The 17,143-nt window shown below is 71.0% G+C and carries 13 protein-coding genes; 7 read left to right on the top strand and 6 right to left on the bottom strand.

Features of this window, described 5'->3' with window-relative positions:
• Positions 1-13 precede the first annotated feature (13 nt).
• Positions 14-1,174: an esterase-like activity of phytase family protein gene (locus AB0M73_RS04120; protein ID WP_363886580.1), complete on the top strand. Its 1,161-nt coding sequence runs from the start codon at positions 14-16 to the stop codon at positions 1,172-1,174.
• On the opposite strand, the gene AB0M73_RS04115 is transcribed toward AB0M73_RS04120, so the two are convergent.
• On the bottom strand, positions 1,171-2,514 hold the full coding sequence (locus tag AB0M73_RS04115) for a PQQ-binding-like beta-propeller repeat protein (RefSeq protein ID WP_363886578.1): 1,344 nt from the start codon (positions 2,512-2,514) through the stop codon (positions 1,171-1,173). The genes AB0M73_RS04120 and AB0M73_RS04115 overlap by 4 nt on opposite strands.
• 166 nt (positions 2,515-2,680) lie before the next feature.
• Here AB0M73_RS04115 and leuS point away from each other — a divergent pair, with 166 nt between their 5' ends.
• A complete protein-coding gene (gene leuS, locus AB0M73_RS04110) occupies positions 2,681-5,485 on the top strand; it encodes a leucine--tRNA ligase (protein ID WP_363886575.1) in 2,805 nt (934 codons plus the stop codon).
• Between the two features lie 3 nt (positions 5,486-5,488).
• Positions 5,489-6,265 (top strand): hypothetical protein, encoded by a 777-nt coding sequence (locus tag AB0M73_RS04105; protein ID WP_363886573.1) that lies wholly within the window; start codon positions 5,489-5,491, stop codon positions 6,263-6,265.
• On the opposite strand, the gene AB0M73_RS04100 is transcribed toward AB0M73_RS04105, so the two are convergent.
• Positions 6,266-7,021, bottom strand: coding sequence for a TetR/AcrR family transcriptional regulator (locus AB0M73_RS04100; protein ID WP_043720543.1), 756 nt, complete (start codon positions 7,019-7,021; stop codon positions 6,266-6,268).
• A 110-nt stretch (positions 7,022-7,131) separates the two neighbouring features.
• On the opposite strand from AB0M73_RS04100, the gene AB0M73_RS04095 reads away from it, so the two are divergent.
• Together AB0M73_RS04095 and AB0M73_RS04090 are read left to right on the top strand one after the other, a co-directional pair.
• Positions 7,132-9,285: an MMPL family transporter gene (locus tag AB0M73_RS04095; RefSeq protein ID WP_363886570.1), complete on the top strand. Its 2,154-nt coding sequence runs from the start codon at positions 7,132-7,134 to the stop codon at positions 9,283-9,285.
• 47 nt (positions 9,286-9,332) lie between these two features.
• Positions 9,333-9,599 carry a glutaredoxin domain-containing protein gene (locus AB0M73_RS04090; protein ID WP_043720545.1) on the top strand — a complete coding sequence of 89 codons (267 nt, stop codon included), beginning with the start codon at positions 9,333-9,335 and terminating at the stop codon, positions 9,597-9,599.
• Between the two features lie 13 nt (positions 9,600-9,612).
• Here the strand turns inward: AB0M73_RS04090 and AB0M73_RS04085 are convergent, their stop codons facing one another.
• The gene (locus tag AB0M73_RS04085) at positions 9,613-10,650 is read right to left on the bottom strand and encodes a YncE family protein (RefSeq protein ID WP_363886565.1); all 1,038 of its coding nucleotides are present in this window, start codon (positions 10,648-10,650) and stop codon (positions 9,613-9,615) included.
• Between the two features lie 167 nt (positions 10,651-10,817).
• On the bottom strand, positions 10,818-12,614 hold the full coding sequence (locus AB0M73_RS04080) for a DUF2339 domain-containing protein (protein WP_363886564.1): 1,797 nt from the start codon (positions 12,612-12,614) through the stop codon (positions 10,818-10,820).
• 67 nt (positions 12,615-12,681) lie between these two features.
• On the opposite strand from AB0M73_RS04080, the gene AB0M73_RS04075 reads away from it, so the two are divergent.
• On the top strand, positions 12,682-13,575 hold the full coding sequence (locus AB0M73_RS04075; protein ID WP_363886561.1) for a ribokinase: 894 nt from the start codon (positions 12,682-12,684) through the stop codon (positions 13,573-13,575).
• 3 nt (positions 13,576-13,578) lie between these two features.
• Complete coding sequence (gene ptsP, locus AB0M73_RS04070; RefSeq protein WP_363886560.1) at positions 13,579-15,237, top strand: phosphoenolpyruvate--protein phosphotransferase; 1,659 nt, start codon at positions 13,579-13,581, stop codon at positions 15,235-15,237.
• Here ptsP and AB0M73_RS04065 read toward each other — a convergent pair.
• Both AB0M73_RS04065 and AB0M73_RS04060 read right to left on the bottom strand, forming a co-directional pair.
• Positions 15,234-15,890: a response regulator transcription factor gene (locus tag AB0M73_RS04065; protein WP_363886559.1), complete on the bottom strand. Its 657-nt coding sequence runs from the start codon at positions 15,888-15,890 to the stop codon at positions 15,234-15,236. The genes ptsP and AB0M73_RS04065 overlap by 4 nt on opposite strands.
• The gene (locus AB0M73_RS04060) at positions 15,887-17,041 is read right to left on the bottom strand and encodes a DUF5931 domain-containing protein (protein ID WP_363886557.1); all 1,155 of its coding nucleotides are present in this window, start codon (positions 17,039-17,041) and stop codon (positions 15,887-15,889) included. Before AB0M73_RS04060 ends, AB0M73_RS04065 begins: the two co-directional genes overlap by 4 nt.
• Positions 17,042-17,143 lie beyond the last annotated feature (102 nt).

Raw genomic sequence — 17,143 nt, 5'->3', positions numbered from 1 at the left:
TGTGCTGCACGCCATGTTCAGACGCAGCCTCACCATCGCCACCGTGGCACTGCTGGCGACCGGACTGACCGCGGGCGCCGCGACCGCGAGCCCGTCCCGGGTCCGCCTGCTCGGCGAGCAGATCGTGCCGTTCAACCTGCCGTTCCAAGGCACCACCGTCGGCGGTCTGTCGGCCATCGACCGCGATCCCCGCACCGGCCAGTACGTGCTGATCAGCGACGACCGCTCGGCCATCAACCCGGCCCGGTTCTACACCGCCAAGATCGACGTGGACGCGCACGGCGTCAACTCCGTGCAGTTCACCGGGACGCACCCGTTCCTGCGTCCCGACGGCAGGACCTATCCGACGATCAAGGACTGGACCGCGACGCCGTGCACCGCGTCCCGCGAGGTCTGCGATCGGGACGGCACCGTCGACCCGGAGGAGCTCCGCGTCGACCCGTGGACCGGGAACGTGACCTGGAGCCAGGAGGGCGAGCGGATCCTGACCCCGCAGACCACCCTGCTCGACCCGTCGATCCGCCAGGCCCGGCCGGACGGCAGCTACGTCGGCCAGTACCCGCTGCCGGCCAACGAGCGGATGACCACCGACACCATCGGCCCCCGGCAGAACCAGACGCTGGAGGGCATCACCTACGCCGGCGCCGGCACGCTGCTGGTCAGCGAGGTCGAGGACCCGCTGCTCCAGGACGGCCCCGACCCCACCGCGACCTCGGGCGCGCTGACCCGGATCACCGTGCAGAGCCGTTTCGGCCCGGTGCTGGCCCAGTACGCGTACCCGATCGACCCGCTGTTCGCGCCGTCCCCGAGCCCGGCCGACACCAACGGCGTCTCCAGCATGGTCGCCTTCGACCCGATCGACCCGACCCGCTACCTGATGGTCGAGCGGGCCTTCGTCACCGGCGTCGGCAACAAGGTCCGGGTGTACGAGATCGACACCAAGGGCGCCACCAACGTCAAGGACGTCGCCTCGCTGGCCGGCCAGAAGATCAAGCCGGTGAGCAAGAAGCTGCTGGTCGACCTGGACACCCTCGGCCTGCCCAAGGTCGACAACATCGAGGGCATCACGTGGGGGCCGACGCTGCCCACCGGCGAGCGGTCGTTGCTGCTGGTCAGCGACAACAACTTCAACTCGGGCCAGATCACCCAGGTGATCGCGCTGGCCGTCCGCTAGGCGCCGGCCACCGCGGCCACGCCGTCCATCGTGCCCACGTACGCGTGGTCCTTGGACAGCGACGCCGAGGCGTAGTGCGGTGTGGGGCCGATCTGGACCTGGCCCCGCACCGCGCCCGTCGCCATGGCCAGGGCGTAGAGGATGCCGCCGGCCGGATCGACCACCCACACCGCGTCGCCGCCCACCGTCGGGGAGCCGGCCGCGGCGACCGGGGCGGTCCACAGCGGGGTCAGCTGCCCGGCGTTGTCGCAGAGGAACGCCCTCGGGTTGGCGCACGGGATGACCAGCATGTTGTCCAGCGCCACCGCTGAGCCCTGCGAGGGGCAGGTGTTGAGCTGCGACGTCACATGCGACAGATCGGACTGGTCCAGCACGTAGGTGATGCCGCGGTTGCCCGTCACGGCCACGTGCGAGCCGAGCATCACGGGGTTGGTGGCGCCGAGGTCCAGGTTGTTGGCGTTGTCGTCGCTCCAGGCCGGCGGCGTGAAGATGTCGATCCGATTCAGCTTGTCGACGGCCAGCGCCACCACCGCGTCGCTGTCGTCGTACTGGCCACCGGTCGAGGAGCCGCCGCCGGTCGCGTAGAGCAGGCGCGAGTTGTCCATGACGCCGCCGGCCGGGCCGTCGAAGCCGCCCTTGCGTCGGGTCGGCACGGTGTAGCTGTGCGCGTCGGTGCCGTCGGTTCGTATCGACAGCACCGTGCCGACGTAGTTGCCACAGCCCCCGGCCAGGCCGCCGTAGGGGATGAAGACCCGGCCGTCGGTCACGGTCAGCGCGCCGGCCTGGAGATAGGCGGTGGTGTCCCCGCGCGGCGGATCCACGCTGGCCCGCACCTCGACGGTGCCGGTGTCCAGGTCCAGGCCGACCAGCGTGTGGCTGCCGCCCGCGGTCTCGGCCACCGCGTACACCCGGCCGGTGAACCGGTCGTAGGCCATGGCCCCGGTGATGCCCACCAGGTCGATGTCGCCGCAGGGCAGGCCCTTGCGGGGCATCGGGGTGCCTAATCGGGTCTGCCACTGGATCTTGCCCGTGGCCGCGTCCAGGGAGTAGATCGTGTCGCCCTGGGTGGCGGCCAGCACGCGGTCGCCCACGATGAGCGGCTGGCCGTAGACCGCGCCGTCCAGCTTGGTGTGCCAGGCCGAGGACAGCGGACCCGTCGACACGAGGTCGGGCTGAACACCCTCGCGCTGGTTGGTCCGGTTGAACGTCTGCCAGTCGCCGCTGGGCACCGGCGGCAGCACGGCGTTGACCGTCGTCGAGACGGTGGGCAACGGGGGTGGCGGGGGCGTCGCGGTGCAGGCCGCCACCGACAGAACCAGGCCGATCCAAACCCAGCGCATGAGCTACAGAGTGTGCGCTAAACTTGCCCGGTGAGCACGGTCCATCTGCTCCTTATTCAGCCGCGTTGACCTCCTGACGAAGCGGGTCGGCGCGGCAGCCCTCCATGCCCATCCGGGCTGGAGGGTTTTGTGTTTCCTGGGGCAGGTACGACGAGAGGCACTTGTGATGACCGAGCAGACCGCCGAGGCGGCGCCGGCCCACCGCTACACCGCTGAGCTGGCCGGCGCGTTCGAGCAGCGCTGGCAGCGCTACTGGGACGAGAACGGCACCTTCCACGCGCCGAACCCGGTCGGCAAGCTGAGCGGCGACGCCCCGCTGCCGGCCGACAAGATGTTCGTGCAGGACATGTTCCCGTACCCGTCGGGCGCGGGCCTGCACGTCGGCCACCCCCTGGGCTTCATCGGCACCGACGTGTTCGCCCGGTTCCACCGGATGAACGGCCGCAACGTGCTGCACACCATGGGCTTCGACGCGTTCGGCCTGCCGGCCGAGCAGTACGCCGTGGCCACCGGGCAGCACCCGCGCAAGACGACCGAGGACAACATCGCCACCTACCTGCGGCAGATCCGCCGGGTGGGCCTGGGTCACGACGAGCGCCGCCGGATCTCCACCATCGACCCGGAGTACTACCGCTGGACGCAGTGGATCTTCCTGCGCATCTACAACTCCTGGTACGACACCCAGGCCGGTCGCGCGCGGCCGATCGCCGAGCTGGCGGCGGAGTACGCCAAGGACCCGTCCTGGGCCACGCTGTCGGCCGACGAGCGGCGTTCCCGTATCGACTCGCAGCGGCTGGCCTACCTGTCCGAGGCGCCGGTGAACTGGTGCCCGGGGCTGGGCACCGTGCTGTCCAACGAGGAGGTCACCGCGGACGGCCGCAGCGAGCGCGGCAACTTCCCGGTGTTCCGACGCAATCTACGCCAGTGGATGATGCGCATCACCGCGTACGCCGACCGCCTGGTCGACGACCTGGACCGGCTGGACTGGCCAGACAAGATCAAGTCGATGCAGCGCAACTGGATCGGCCGCTCACACGGGGCCCGGGTGCGCTTCGCGGCCGGCGCGGACGACATCGAGGTCTTCACCACCCGGCCCGACACCCTGTTCGGCGCCACCTACCTGGTGCTGGCCCCCGAGCACCCGCTGGTGGACACCCTGACCACGGCCGAGTGGCCGTCCGATGTGGACGCCCGCTGGACCGGCGGCGCGGCCACCCCGGCGGAAGCCGTTGCGGCGTACCGGCTGGCCGCCTCCCGCAAGTCCGAACTGGACCGCCAGGAGAACAAGGACAAGACCGGCGTCTTCACCGGCTCGCACGCGGTCAACCCGGTCAACGGGGCCAGCGTGCCGGTGTTCGTCGCCGACTACGTGCTGATGGGCTACGGCACCGGCGCGATCATGGCCGTGCCGGGCCAGGACACCCGTGACTGGGACTTCGCCGAGGTGTACGGCCTGCCCATCATCCGCACCGTGCAGCCGACGGAAGGCTTCGAGGGCAAGGCCTTCACTGGCGACGGGCCGGCGATCAACTCCGGGTTCCTGGACGGCATGGACGTCGTCGAGGCCAAGAAGACGATCACCGAGTGGCTGACCGAGCAGGGCGCCGGCGAGGGCACCGTGCAGTACAAGCTGCGCGACTGGCTGTTCTCCCGGCAGCGCTACTGGGGCGAGCCGTTCCCGATCGTCTACGACGAGGACGGCGTGGCCCACGACATCCCCGTGGACCAGCTGCCGGTCGAGCTGCCCGAGGTGGACGACTACTCGCCGCGGACCTTCGACCCCAACGACCCCAACACCGAGCCGTCGCCGCCGCTGTCTCGCGCCACCGAGTGGCTGAACGTCGAGCTGGACCTGGGCGACGGCCCCAAGATGTACCGCCGCGACGCCAACACCATGCCCAACTGGGCCGGCTCCTGCTGGTACCAGCTGCGGTACGTGGACCCCGACAACAGCGACCGCTTCGTCGACCCGGTCAACGAGAAGTACTGGCTGGGCCCGCGCCCGAAGGCTCACGGCCCGACCGACCCGGGCGGCGTCGACCTGTACATCGGCGGCGTCGAGCATGCCGTGCTGCACCTGCTGTACTCCCGGTTCTGGCAGAAGGTCCTGTTCGACCTGGGCGAGGTCAGCTCCGACGAGCCGTACCGCCGCCTGTTCAACCAGGGCTACATCCAGGCCTACGCCTACACCGACGCGCGCGGCGTGTACGTGCCGGCCGACGAGGTGGTCGAGCGGGACGGCAAGTTCTTCTGGCAGGACGAAGAGGTCAACCGCGAGTACGGCAAGATGGGCAAGAGCCTGAAGAACGTCGTCACCCCGGACGAGATGTGCGACAACTACGGGGCCGACACCTTCCGGCTGTACGAGATGTCCATGGGGCCGCTGGAGGTCTCCCGGCCGTGGGCGACCAAGGACGTCGTCGGCGCGCAGCGTTTCCTGCAGCGGCTGTGGCGCAACCTGGTCGACGAGGAGACCGGTGAGCTGCGGGTCACCGACGTCGAGCCGGACGAGGACACCCTGCGGGCCCTGCACAAGGCCATCGCCGGCGTCCGCGAGGACTACGCCGAGATGCGCTACAACACCGCCGGCGCGAAGCTGATCGAGCTGAACAACTTCCTGACCAAGGCCGGCTCCACGCCGCGGTCGGTGGCCGAGTCGCTGGTGCTGATGCTGGCCCCGCTGTGCCCGCACATCGCCGAGGAGCTGTGGCAGCGCCTGGGCCACCCCGAGTCGCTGGCCCACGGTCCGTTCCCCGTCGCCGAGCAGCGTTACCTGGTCGCCGACACCGTGGAGTACCCGATCCAGGTCAACGGCAAGGTCAAGGCCCGGATCACCGTGCCGTCCGACTCCGACCAGCAGCAGGTCAAGGCGGTCGCGCTGGCCGACCCGAAGGTGGCCGAGCTGCTGGGCGGCAAGGAGCCGCGCAAGGTCATCGTGGTGCCCGGCCGCCTGGTCAACATCGTCGCGTGATGCTTGCAGGGTCCGTTCGCGACAGTCGCGAACGGACCCTGCACCGGCGAATTGTCAGACTCGCCGGAAGGCCGTCCGGCTGATGTGAGGAAGATCCTGCTGACGGAGCTGGGCAACCTCGACACCGAGGTCATCCTGTTCGCTCCGGCTGGATCACCGGCTCCGGAGGACATGCCGAACCGAAGTGAAGCCCCCGAGCTCACCGTGGAACGCGCTGAGTTGCTGGTGCTTCTGTCGGCCTTCGTACGCGCGGCGGCGCCTTTCCGCGTAGCGGAACGTGCGGACGCGTTGGCACGTATCGAGATCCAGAAGTTGGCCTACCTGCTGCAGGTCTTCACGGGTGCGGCCACGCACAGGTTCGAGCGGGGTAGGTACGGGCCCTACTCGCACGGTCTGGAGCGCGAACTCAAGGACTGGGAAGGGCATTTCGTCCTCGGCTACGGCGACGCCACGGACAAGGTGCTCGAGCTCCAACCCATCCACCTGATGCCTGACGCTGTGGGGCGCGCCATCGAGGTGGTGCCCGCCGACTACGACAAGGTTGTCGACGCCGTTCTCGACGCGGTCGACGGCTGGGAGAGCACGTACGAGCTGGAGCTCCTGGCCACCACGCTGTTCACCTTCATCGAAGGCACGGCCGGCAGCGCGCGGCAGGCGTACGACGTGATCGCCGGTTGGAGCCACATACCGTCGCATCTGTTCACCGCACGCCACGTGGCCATCGCGTGGGAGCACCTGAGGTCCGCGGGATGGCTGTCCGAGCCTGCGCCGGTCGCCTGATCAGGAAGCGTCGGCCAGGCCGATGTCGTCGAACAGCTCGGTCAGCATGGACTCGAACAGCGGCTCCGGGTTGGCCACCGCGAACGGGAAGCGGCCGAAGACCTCCAGCGCGACCTGGCCGTAGAGGCGGACCCAGAACTGCAGCATGAGGTAGACCACGGAGAGGTTGAGCGCCTGCTCCGGCAGCTCGATGCCCTCGTGCTCGATCTGGGCCAGCAGGTGGCCGCGGAAGGCGATCAGGTCGGCCCGGAGGTCGGCGGGCACCTTCTCCTCCTCGGGCACCAGGACCTTGTGGGTGGCCAGGAGCTTGCCGGCCATGTTGAGGAAGATGCGGCCGAACTGGTCCTTGGCCGGGCGCATCATCTTGCCGGTGGACTCGTCGACCTCGCAGTGGGCGGAGTCGTCGGGCGAGGCGAAGACGAGGGTGAACTCCTGCGGGTGGGCCAGGGCCCAGCGGCGGAAGCCGCGGCAGACGGCCAGCACGCCGCCGACGGCGTCGTGCTCGTCGATCCGGGTGAGGTCGGCGGTCAGCTCGGCCCCGAGGTCGAGGCAGATGTCGTCGATCACACGGCGCAGCAGGTCTTCGCGCGAGTCGTAGTACCGGTAGAGCGCCGGCGCGGTGATGCCCAGCTGACGGGCGATCGCGCGCAGCGTGACGGCCTCCCGGCCCTGCTCCACCAGTAGCCTGCGCGCCTGCTGGCGGATTTCCCGCTCGGTGTCGGCACGGGGCCGATCACGTCGCGTGGTCTCCGTCATAGTTCACCCCATCGTGTTGTAAACACCGTTAACTGTCCCGTACCGTCGCTCGGGTTAACGGTGTTTACGGGTGCCTGTCCTAGGGGAACGGTACAACGAGAGAGGGCTTGATGTTCGCGTCCTGGGGAACGGCGGCGCACCGACGCCGCTGGATCGTGATCATCGCGGTGCTGGTGCTGACCGTGATCGGCGGGGCCTGGGGCTCCGGCGTGAACAGCAGGCTGACTCAGGGCGGCTACGACGACCCGGGCAGCCAGGCCGCGCACGTCGACAAGATCATTGAGGACACCATCGGCAAACAGGGCGGCGATGTCGTCGTGCTGTACACCGCACCGGCCGGAAAGACGGTCGACGACCCCGATCTCGCGCGCAGGATCAACGATCGGCTGGCGGCGCTGCCCTCTGCGGACGTCAGCAAGGTCGTGTCGTACTGGAACACCCACGTGCCGCAGCTGGCCGACGCCGGCAAGACGCACGGGCTGGCCACCATCACCCTGGCCTCCACCGACCAGACCAGGCAGCGCGAGCAGTACGCGGCCATCGCCGACCAGCTCGTCGTCGACGGCGTGCAGACCCAGATCGGCGGGCAGGCCCCGCTGCAGAAGACGATCACCGACAAGTCCATGACCGACGTCGAGTTCGCCGAGTTCGTGTCGCTGCCGCTGGTGCTCGTGCTGCTCGTGGTGATCTTCGGTAGCGTGGTCGCGGCGTTCATGCCCGTGCTGGTCGGCGGCCTGTCCATCCTCGGCGCGCTCGGCGTGCTGCGGCTGATCTCCCTCGGCCTGGACGTCAACGCCTTCGCCGTCAACGTCGCCTCGCTGCTCGGACTCGGGCTGGCCATCGACTACGGCCTGTTCACGGTCGGCCGGTTCCGCGAGGAGCTCGCCGCCGGCCGGGACACCGCCGAAGCCGTGCGCCGCACCGTGGCCACCGCCGGCCGGACCGTCGCCTTCTCGGCCACGCTGCTGGTGATCGCCCTGGCCGGGCTGATGGTGTTCCCCCTCGACTTCCTCAAGGCCGTCGCCTACGGCGGCATGTCCGCCGTGGCCATCGCCGCCATCGTGTCGCTGACCCTGCTGCCCGCGCTGCTCAGCGTGCTCGGTCTCCGCATCGACAAGCTGTCCGTCCCGTGGCGGCGGGGCAAGACCGCCAACCCCGAGCCGCGGTGGCTCAACCGCGTCGCCGGCACCGTCATGAAGCGGCCCGCGCTGTTCGTCGTGCCCATCGTCGCCGTGCTGCTCGTGCTCGGCGCCCCGTTCCTCAACGTCAAGTTCGGCGCCGCCGACGAGAAGCAGCTGCCGCCCAGCGATCCCGGCCGTCAGGCCATCGAGTCCATCACCAGGGCGTTCCCGTCCACCGGTAACTCCGTCGCCTCCATCGTGTTGCGGGGCAAGGCCTTGGACCAGGCCTCGGTCGGCACTTTGGTCGCCGACGCCGGCAAGATCGCCTCCGACGTGCATCCCGTCGGGGCCAAGGGCGATGTGTACGTCTTCACCGGCAACCTGCCCGGCGACCCCCTCGGCGACCAGGCCAAGGACGCCGTGACGTCGCTGCGGGCGCTGCCCCACCCCGACGGCACCGAGGTGCTCGTCGGTGGCTTCACCGCCAAGCTGGCCGACAGCACCCAGTCCATCTTCGACCGGCTGCCCTGGATGGTGGCCATCCTCGTCGGCGCCACGCTGCTGCTGATGTTCCTGGCCTTCGGCTCCGTGCTGCTGCCCGTCAAGGCCGTGGTGATGAGCGCCCTGAGCCTGTCCGCCACCTTCGGCGTGCTGACCTTCGTCTTCCAGGACGGGCACGGCGCCGGCCTGCTCGACGTCACCGCCCAACCCATGCAGGTCGGCGTCATGGTGCTCATCGGCGCCCTGGTGTTCGGCCTGTCCACCGACTACGAGACGTTCCTGCTGTCCCGCATGGTCGAGGCCCGCAACAAGGGCCTGTCCACGGCCGAGGCCGTGCGCACGGGCCTCGTCCGCACCGGCCGCATGATCAGCGCCGCCGCGCTGCTCCTGATCGTGGTCACCGGCGCCTTCGGCCTGTCCAGCATCGTCATCATGCGGTTCATCGGCGTCGGCATGATCGTCGCCCTCGTCCTCGACGCCACGGTCGTGCGGCTCATGCTCGTGCCCGCCGTCCTCCGCCTGCTCGGCAACGCCGCGTGGTGGGCCCCCGGCCCGCTGCGCCGCCTCCAGGAACGCGTCGGCATCCAGGAGTCCGACGATCTCGACGACGAGCCCGTCCGTGAGCCCGAGCTGGTGCACTAGCACAATCGAGGGGAATACGGGACGACCGGGGAGAGGTTGGAGACCAAGTGACCACTGAAGTGCTTGTGCACGTGCGGCCGGGGTGCCCGTTCTGCGACATGCTGCGCTCCAACCTGAAGCGGAGCGGGCTGAAGTACCGCGAGCTGGACATCTGGCAGGACCCGGATGCGGCGGCGGCGGTGCGGGCGGCGGCGAACGGGAACGAGACGGTGCCGACGGTGAACGTGGGCAGCACGTGGATGGTCAATCCCTCGATCCACCAGGTGCTGGCGGCCGTGAAGGCGGAGGCGCCGGAGTTGCTGCCGCAGAAGTGACGAACAGCGGGACTCAGCCGGCGACCGCGATGACGGTCGCCGGCTTGCTGTTGTCGGCCAGGTCGATGGTGGCGGTGACCTGACCGGTGCCGTCGACGACGGTGACGGCGTTGCGCCCGGCGAAGTAGACGCTGTGGTCCCGGGGCGAGACGGCGATGCCCCGCACGGTGAGGACGAGGGTCTGCACGACGCGGCGGGTGGTGGTGTCCACAACGGACACCGTGCCGTCCTGGAGGTTGGTGACGTACAGGCGGTCGCCGCCGACGGCGAGCTCGCAGGCACCGACGCCGACGGGGATGTGCGCGGCGACCTGGTTGGTGCGGTTGTCGATCACGGTGATGGAGCCGTTGACGCCGGACAGGCTGCTGGTGTGCGAGACGTAGGTGGTGGCCCCGTCGGGACTGACGGCGACGTACTGGGGCAGGACGTCGACCGGCACGGTGCGAACGACGGTGGCGATGCGGGTGTCGATGACGGTGAGGCTGGCGCCCTGGTTGTTGACCACGTACAGGTGCGAGCCGTCGGGGGTGATGGCGGCGCCGGTGGGGGCGGCGCCGACCTGGATGACGGCGGCCAGCGAGTTGGTGGCGGTGTCGAAACCGAGGACGACGCCCTGGCCGTTGGCGGTGCCGGTGACGTAGAGGCGCTTGCCGTCGGGCCGCACGACGGCCGAGTCGAGCTCGGCTTTGACCCTGATGCGCTTGATCACCTTGGCCGCGGCCACGTCGACGATGGTGACGGTGCCGGACCAGCCGTTGACGACATAAGCGGTGCGGCCGTCCGGGCTGAGGGTGAGGCCGGTGACCATGGCCCCGGTATCGACGACCGCGGTGACCTGGCCGGCGGCGGAGTCGATGATCCGCAGCTCGCCGTTCTCGCCGGCGACGAGGGCGTGCACGGCGGCGGCGCTCGCGGCGGGCCGGATCAGCACGGGCTGCTCGATCACCACCCCGGCGGTCAGCATCGCCAGCGCGACTCCGGCCGCCACCAAGGCTCGCAGTCGCCGAGCGCCGAACCGACGCTGGCAGCGCGTGGTGGTCACAAGCCGCATGGGAGCATTTTGACCATGGCTCCGGCCAGCCGCGCACCCGGGACGGGTCAACGTCTCCGCTCGGCCGGGAAAACGTAGATGCCCTGGTGCCGGGTCGCTCGGGGGGCTACGCGACCGGCGCCAGGGCACCTCACCGACGGACGAATCAGCCGGTACACCTCTGTGTATCAGTCCGGCACCTGATTTGTTACGCCTCGCGACTCATCCGTTATGACTCCTCCATGTACGACCAGCCGGGCGTATCGGGTACCGGCCAGAAGTAGTAGCAGGCCGGCGACGAGGAAGGCGATCACCCGGGCCAGCCCGTCGAGGAACGCCAGGTCGAACAGGATGAGCTTGACGACAGCGGCTCCGACCAGCACCAACCCGACCGCGCGCAGGGCGCCGGAGCGGATTCCGCGCAGCAGCAGGGCGATGGCGGCGACGGTCCACGAGACCGTGATCACGGTGTGACCGAACAGGAATCCGGAGCGGTCGGGCGACACGAGCAGGGCGGTGGCCAGCACGGCCCCGGCGGCGCCGTAGAGCATGACGAGGCCGGCGGCGATCCACGGCCCGGCGTTGCGGGTGGGCGACGCGATGACCTTCATCCGGTACGCGACCAGCGGAATCGCGATGGCCACGGCGGTCATGAGCAGCGCGGTCAGCGCCGTGCTGACGGTCAGGTCCACGTCGGGCCGGTAGACCACCAGCAGCGCGGGGCTGACCACGGTCAGGCCCCACAGCAGCCCGAACACGCTGGTCAGCACCGAGGCGAGCAGCGCCGCGCGGTGCCGAGCGAGATCGGCGGCCAGGACCAGAACCAAAGATTCACCCAGAAGGGTGATGGCTTGGGTCGGTCCGGACAGCGCCTGCACGGTGGCGTCGACCAGGGCGACCGAACCGACCATCGCGGCGGTGACGGTGGTGGCAGTGGTCAGCCAGCGGTCGCCCAACACGACGACGAGCATCAGCGCGGCCACGATCGCGGCCAGCCAGGCCGCCTCGGGACGCGTCAGGGCGAACCCGGCGACCAGGGCGGCGATGGGCGAGGTGGCCAGCAGGATCACGGGCGAGGCCAGGTTGCGCTGGTCCCGCAGCGTGATGACCACGGCGATGGCCACGCCGACGATGGTGGAGGCCAGCGCGGCGCCGGCGGTCTGGAAAGGGTCGCCCGAGCGCAGATGGATCACGGTCGTGAACAGGCTGGCCAGCACCGGCGGGACGCCGGCGACCAACGCCAGCGACGGCCAGTTCCGCAGCAGCTGCACGGGCATGGCGCCGATCTGCAGCACGACCAGGAACGAGACCAGCAGCGGCGTGAAGCCGTGGGTCAGGAACGGGTCGCACAGCGCGCAGCCGATGATCACCCAGACGGCGATGAACTGGGCGTTCCACCGGGCCGACAGCAGCAGTCCGCCGCCGGCGACCACCAGCGCGATCAGCAGGCCGGCCCACTGCGGCATCAGGTTGTAGAGCGAGGTCGCGGCGGCGACGTCCAGGTAGAGGACGGCGATGCCGGTCGCGGCCAGGGCATAGGCGCCGCTGCGGCCGGCGGGGTTGCGGTGCACCCACAGGCCGCCCGCGATCAGCGCCAGGCCGAGCCCGCCGCCCACGAGGACGCGGGGTTCCGGGCCGAGCCAGCCGCGCTGCACGGCCAGCACCATCAGCAGCACGATGCCCAGCAGCGTGACGGAGCCGCCGATCCAGGACACCACCTTGCTGCCGGCGCCCGCGCGGCCGAGGCGTTCGGGCAGCGGCGGCGGGGGAACGTAGGTAGGCATCTGGGGCTGCGGCCATGCGACCTGCGGCGGTGGGGCCATCTGCGGCGGCGCGGGCATCGGCTGCTGCATCGGCGCCGGCATCGGCGCGGGGGCCGGCGCGACGAGCTGGGCGTGCTGCAACTCCTGGCTGACGACCTGCAGCCGCCGGCCGATGAAGTCCAGCTCGGCGGCCAGTCGAGCCAGTGGTTCCGAGGTGGTCATGCCGACAGGATGAGTCCTGACCTCGTCGAATGGATCCGTAGAGCTACTCACGTGGCAGGGTTGTGATGTGACTGTTGAGGTGGTGGTGGTCGGCTCGGCGAACGCCGACGTGGTGGTGCGGGTGCAGCGCAGGCCGGGGCCGGGCGAGACGGTGCTGGGGTCGGACACGGTGCTGGCAGCGGGCGGCAAGGGGGCCAACGCGGCGGTGGCGGCGGCGTTGCAGGAGGCCCAGGTGGCGCTGCTGGGGGCGCTGGGCGATGACCAGCACGGGGAGTTGCTGCGCGACTCGATGAGCCGGGCGGGCGTTCAGCTGGATCTGGTGCGCACGGCACGGCGGCCGACCGGGGCCGCCTACATCACGGTCACTCCAGACGGGGAGAACACGATCGTCGTCTCCCCCGGCGCGAACTCGGCGGTGGACGTCGAGCAGGTGGAGGCGGCCAAGGACGTGATCGCCGGAGCGAAGGTGCTGCTGGCCTCGCTGGAGGTGCCGCTGCCGGCGATCGAGCGGGCGGTGGCGCTGGCCCGGGAGGCGGGCACGAGGGCGGTGCTGAACCTGTCGCCGGTGGCGAAACTCCAGCCGCAAACGCTTGCCGCGCTGGACCCACTGGTCGTGAACGAGCATGAGGCGCAGTGGCTGATGGACGGCGGGACGGACCTCAAGAAGCTGCTGGACCTGGGCCCGAGGTCGGCCGTTGTCACGCTGGGCCGCCGCGGCGCGCTGGTGATCGAGCGGGACGGCACGACGGAGGTGTCCTCGCCCGAGGTGACGGCGGTGGACACGACCGGGGCCGGCGACGCGTTCGTCGGGGCGTTGATCGCGCGGCTCGCGGCCGGGGACGACCTGGTCGCGGCGGCGGAGAGGGCGGTGCGGGTGGCGGCGGTGTCGGTGACCCGGCCGGGCGCGCAGGCGTCGTACCCGACCCGTGGTGAAGTGGATTCGACGGAGGGTATGGTCTAGACCATGTCGAGCGCGCGACTCAAGGGTGTCGGAGTGAGTGCGGGCCGGGCCTCCGGTCCGGTGGTGCGGGTCGCGGACCCGCTGCCGGAGCCGGCGGCGACGCCCGCGCCCGCGGATCCGGCGGCCGAGGCGGCCCGGATCCGGCCCGCGGCCAAGGCGGTCGCGGACCGGCTGACCGCGCGTGCCGACGCCGCGACCGGCGAGGCCAAGGCGGTGCTGGAGACGACCGCGGCGATGGCGGCCGACCCGTCGCTGGCCAGCCAGGCCGAGAAGCTCGTCACCGCCAAGTCACTGCCGGCCGCCCGCGCGGTGTTCGACGCCGCCGAGACGTTCGCGTCCGCGCTGGCCGCGGCCGGCGGCTACATGGCCGAGCGGGTCCGCGACATCCGGGACGTGCGGGACCGCATCGTCGCCGAGCTGATGGGCGTGGAGCCGCCCGGCGTGCCGACGCTGACCGGCCCCACCGTGCTGATTGCCCGCGACCTCGCGCCGGCCGACACCGCGGGCCTCGACCCGAGCAAGGTCCTCGCCCTCGTCACGGAGGAGGGCGGCCCGACCAGCCACACCGCGATCCTGGCCCGCTCGCTGGGCATCCCGGCCGTCGTGGCCACCACTGGCCTGCTGGCGCTGGGCGACATCCGCGGCCTGATCGTGGACGGCGACACCGGCGTGGTGGAGGTGCCGATGGGCCAGGTCCAGGTCCTCGCGGCCAGCGCGGCCAAGGAGGTGCACTGGGACGGCGTCGGCACCACCGCCGACGGCAACCGGTTCAAGATCCTGGCCAACGTTGGCTCCGCTGCCGACGCGACGACCGCCGCGGCCAACGGCGCCGAAGGCGTGGGCCTGTTCCGCACCGAGTTCTGCTACCTGTCGGCGACCAGCGAGCCGACCGTGGCCGAGCAGACCGCCGCCTACGCCGCGGTGCTCAAGCCGTTCGCCGGCAAGCCGGTCACGGTCCGCACGTTGGACGCCGGCGCGGACAAGCCGCTGGCCTTCCTCGCCCCCGAGCCGGAGCCCAACCCGGCGCTGGGCGTGCGTGGCCTGCGGGTGGCGTTCACCCGCACCGAGATCCTGGACCGGCAGCTGGAGGCCATCGCCGCGGCCGCCGCCGAGACCGGCGCGCTGGTGCAGGTCATGGCCCCGATGGTGGCCACCGCCGAGGAGGCGGCCTGGTTCGCGAAGCGCGTCCGCGCGGCCGGCATCGAGAAGGCCGGCGTGATGATCGAGGTGCCGGCGGCGGCGCTGACCGCCCGGGAGATCTTCGACGCCGTCGACTTCGTCAGCCTCGGCACGAACGACTTGGCCCAGTACACCTTCGCCGCGGACCGGCAGGTCGGCGCGGTCGCCGCGCTCAACGACCCGTGGCAGCCGGCCCTGCTGCGCCTGATCGCCCTGGTCGGCAAGGCGGCCGGCGAGGTGGGCAAGCCGGCGGGCGTCTGCGGTGAAGCGGCCGCGGACCCGCACCTGGCGGCGGTGCTGGTCGGCCTGGGCATGACCAGCCTGTCGATGAACGCCGGCGCCCTGAACCGGGTTGGCGGGGGCCTGGCCGAGGTGCACTTCGACCAGTGCCAGCTCGCGGCCAAGGCCGCACTGGCCGCGCACGACCCGGAGCACGCCCGCCTGGCCGCTCGCGCCGCCCTGACCCCGCGCCGCCAGCATTAGTTGGCGGAGTCCACGTCCAGTCCGTGCTCGATGGCGTAGCGCGCCAGCTCCACGCGGTTGTGCAGCTGGAGTTTGCGCAGCGTGGACTGGACGTGGTTCTCCACGGTGCGCGGTGAGATGTCGAGGCGGGTGGCGATGTGCTTGGACGTCATGCCCTTGGCCACCAGGCGCAGCACCTCGGTCTCCCGGCCGGTGAGCTCCGGCGCGGGTTCCCGCCCGGCCGGCTCGGTGGCCATCCGCCGGTACTCGCCCAGCACGAGGCCGGCCAGCCCGGCGGTGAACACGGCCGCGCCCTCGGCGGTGCGGTTGACGGCGTTGGCCAGCTCCTCGGCGGAGGCGGATTTCAGCAGGTAGCCGGACGCCCCGGCCTTCACCGCCTCCAACACGTCGGCGTGCTCGCCGCTGGCCGACAGCACCAGCACCCGGGTCTCCGGCCGTGCGGCGACGATCTGCTGTGTCGCCTCCACGCCGGTCTGCACGCCGAGGTTGAGGTCCATCAGCACGACGTCCGGCCGCACGGCGTTGGCGATCCGCACCGCGGACGGGGCGTCGCTGGCCGTGGCCACCACCTCGAAGCCGCGTTCCTCCAGGTCGCGGGCCACCCCGGCCCGCCACATCGGATGGTCGTCGACGACCATCACCGACACGCTCACGCTTGTCCCCCCGTCGGCACGTGCAGTTCCCACTCGGTGCCCTCGCCGGGCGCCGTCACCAGCTCAACGGTGCCACCCAGGTCGGCGATCCGTCCCCGGATCGACTGCGAGACGCCCAGGTGGCCCTCGGCCTCGGCGATGGCCAGCCGCCCGTCGGCGATGCCGACGCCGTCGTCGCGGATGCTCAGCACCACCTCGCCGCCGAGGTCCTCCAGCAGCACCCAGGCCCGCGCGGCCGGGCCGGCATGGCGCTCCACATTGGACAGCGCCTCCCGCACGGCGGCGCTCAGCTCGGCCGCGGCCACCTGCGGCATCAGCACCGGAGTTGCCGGCGCCGCCACGGAAATCGTCGGCGTGGCCATCAGCTGCACCCACTGCCGCAGGTCGGTGTCGCCGTCCACAGTGGACTCCAACGGTCCGGAGGCGATCAGCGACCGCAGGGCGATCTCCTGCTCGCCGGCCAGCTCGGCGATCTCCGCCGCCTCGCCGCCGACCTCCAGCCCACGCTTGCGCACCCGGGCCAGCACCTGCAGCACGCCGTCGTGGATGGACCGGGCCAGCCGCTCCCGCTCGGCGGTCGCGGCCTCGGTGCGCAGCGCCTGCCGCACGCGGGCCGCGGAGTTGCGGGTGGCCTCCGAGGCCACGCCGACCACGAAGCTGACGCCGATCAGCAGCACCGTGTCCTCGGCCAGGTAGATGTTGAAGTAGCCGCGCGGCAGCACATTCGCCACGGCGGTGATGCCGCCGAACAGCAGCCCCCAGTACCGGCCGCCGTATATCGCGCCGCCGACGGGCGGACCGCTCGACCACAGGGTGGTGATCGTCTGCGCGCCGCCCTGGAGGTGCCCAGGGCCGACGATCGGCACCGAGCTCAGCATCAGCACGGTGTTCAGCACCAGGTCGGCGATCACCAGCTGCGGCTTGCGGCCGGCCGGTGTCAGGTAGAAGTAGGTGAGCACCCCGGTCCACACCGTCATCACGCCGGCGACAACCCACGCCGCCCACTCCAGGTCGAAGCTGCCCCGGTCGACCCAGATGCTGGCCAGGGCGAACACCCAGGTCACGATGCGTAGCACGATCACGCCCCGCCAGAACGGCGTGGCCGGATCGTCGTCGGGCGTGATCCCCGGAATGGCTGGTCTGCGGTTCACCACGGCTCCCTCCCCGCGCTCATACTGCCGTGACCGGGTGGTGGCGGGTATCCCTGACCGGTGGACTTCTGCTCGTGTCACGGTGTGTGCGACGCTCAGGAC

The organism is Kutzneria sp. NPDC051319 (assembly GCF_040682195.1).
Taxonomy (GTDB): Bacteria; Actinomycetota; Actinomycetes; order Mycobacteriales; family Pseudonocardiaceae; genus Kutzneria.
The sequence above is the reverse complement of the archived record's forward strand: the minus strand, read 5'-3'. Positions and strand labels throughout refer to the sequence as shown.

What these genes read in the sequence shown, in the direction of transcription:
- AB0M73_RS04120 (WP_363886580.1), top strand. Translation starts at nt 14, where the DNA reads ATGTTCAGACGCAGCCTCACCATCGCCACCGTGGCACTGCTGGCGACC.
- AB0M73_RS04100 (WP_043720543.1), bottom strand. Translation starts at nt 7,021, where the DNA reads ATGACGGAGACCACGCGACGTGATCGGCCCCGTGCCGACACCGAGCGG.
- AB0M73_RS04080 (WP_363886564.1), bottom strand. Translation starts at nt 12,614, where the DNA reads ATGACCACCTCGGAACCACTGGCTCGACTGGCCGCCGAGCTGGACTTC.
- leuS (WP_363886575.1), top strand. Translation starts at nt 2,681, where the DNA reads ATGACCGAGCAGACCGCCGAGGCGGCGCCGGCCCACCGCTACACCGCT.
- AB0M73_RS04115 (WP_363886578.1), bottom strand. Translation starts at nt 2,514, where the DNA reads ATGCGCTGGGTTTGGATCGGCCTGGTTCTGTCGGTGGCGGCCTGCACC.
- AB0M73_RS04085 (WP_363886565.1), bottom strand. Translation starts at nt 10,650, where the DNA reads ATGCGGCTTGTGACCACCACGCGCTGCCAGCGTCGGTTCGGCGCTCGG.
- ptsP (WP_363886560.1), top strand. Translation starts at nt 13,579, where the DNA reads ATGTCGAGCGCGCGACTCAAGGGTGTCGGAGTGAGTGCGGGCCGGGCC.
- AB0M73_RS04095 (WP_363886570.1), top strand. Translation starts at nt 7,132, where the DNA reads ATGTTCGCGTCCTGGGGAACGGCGGCGCACCGACGCCGCTGGATCGTG.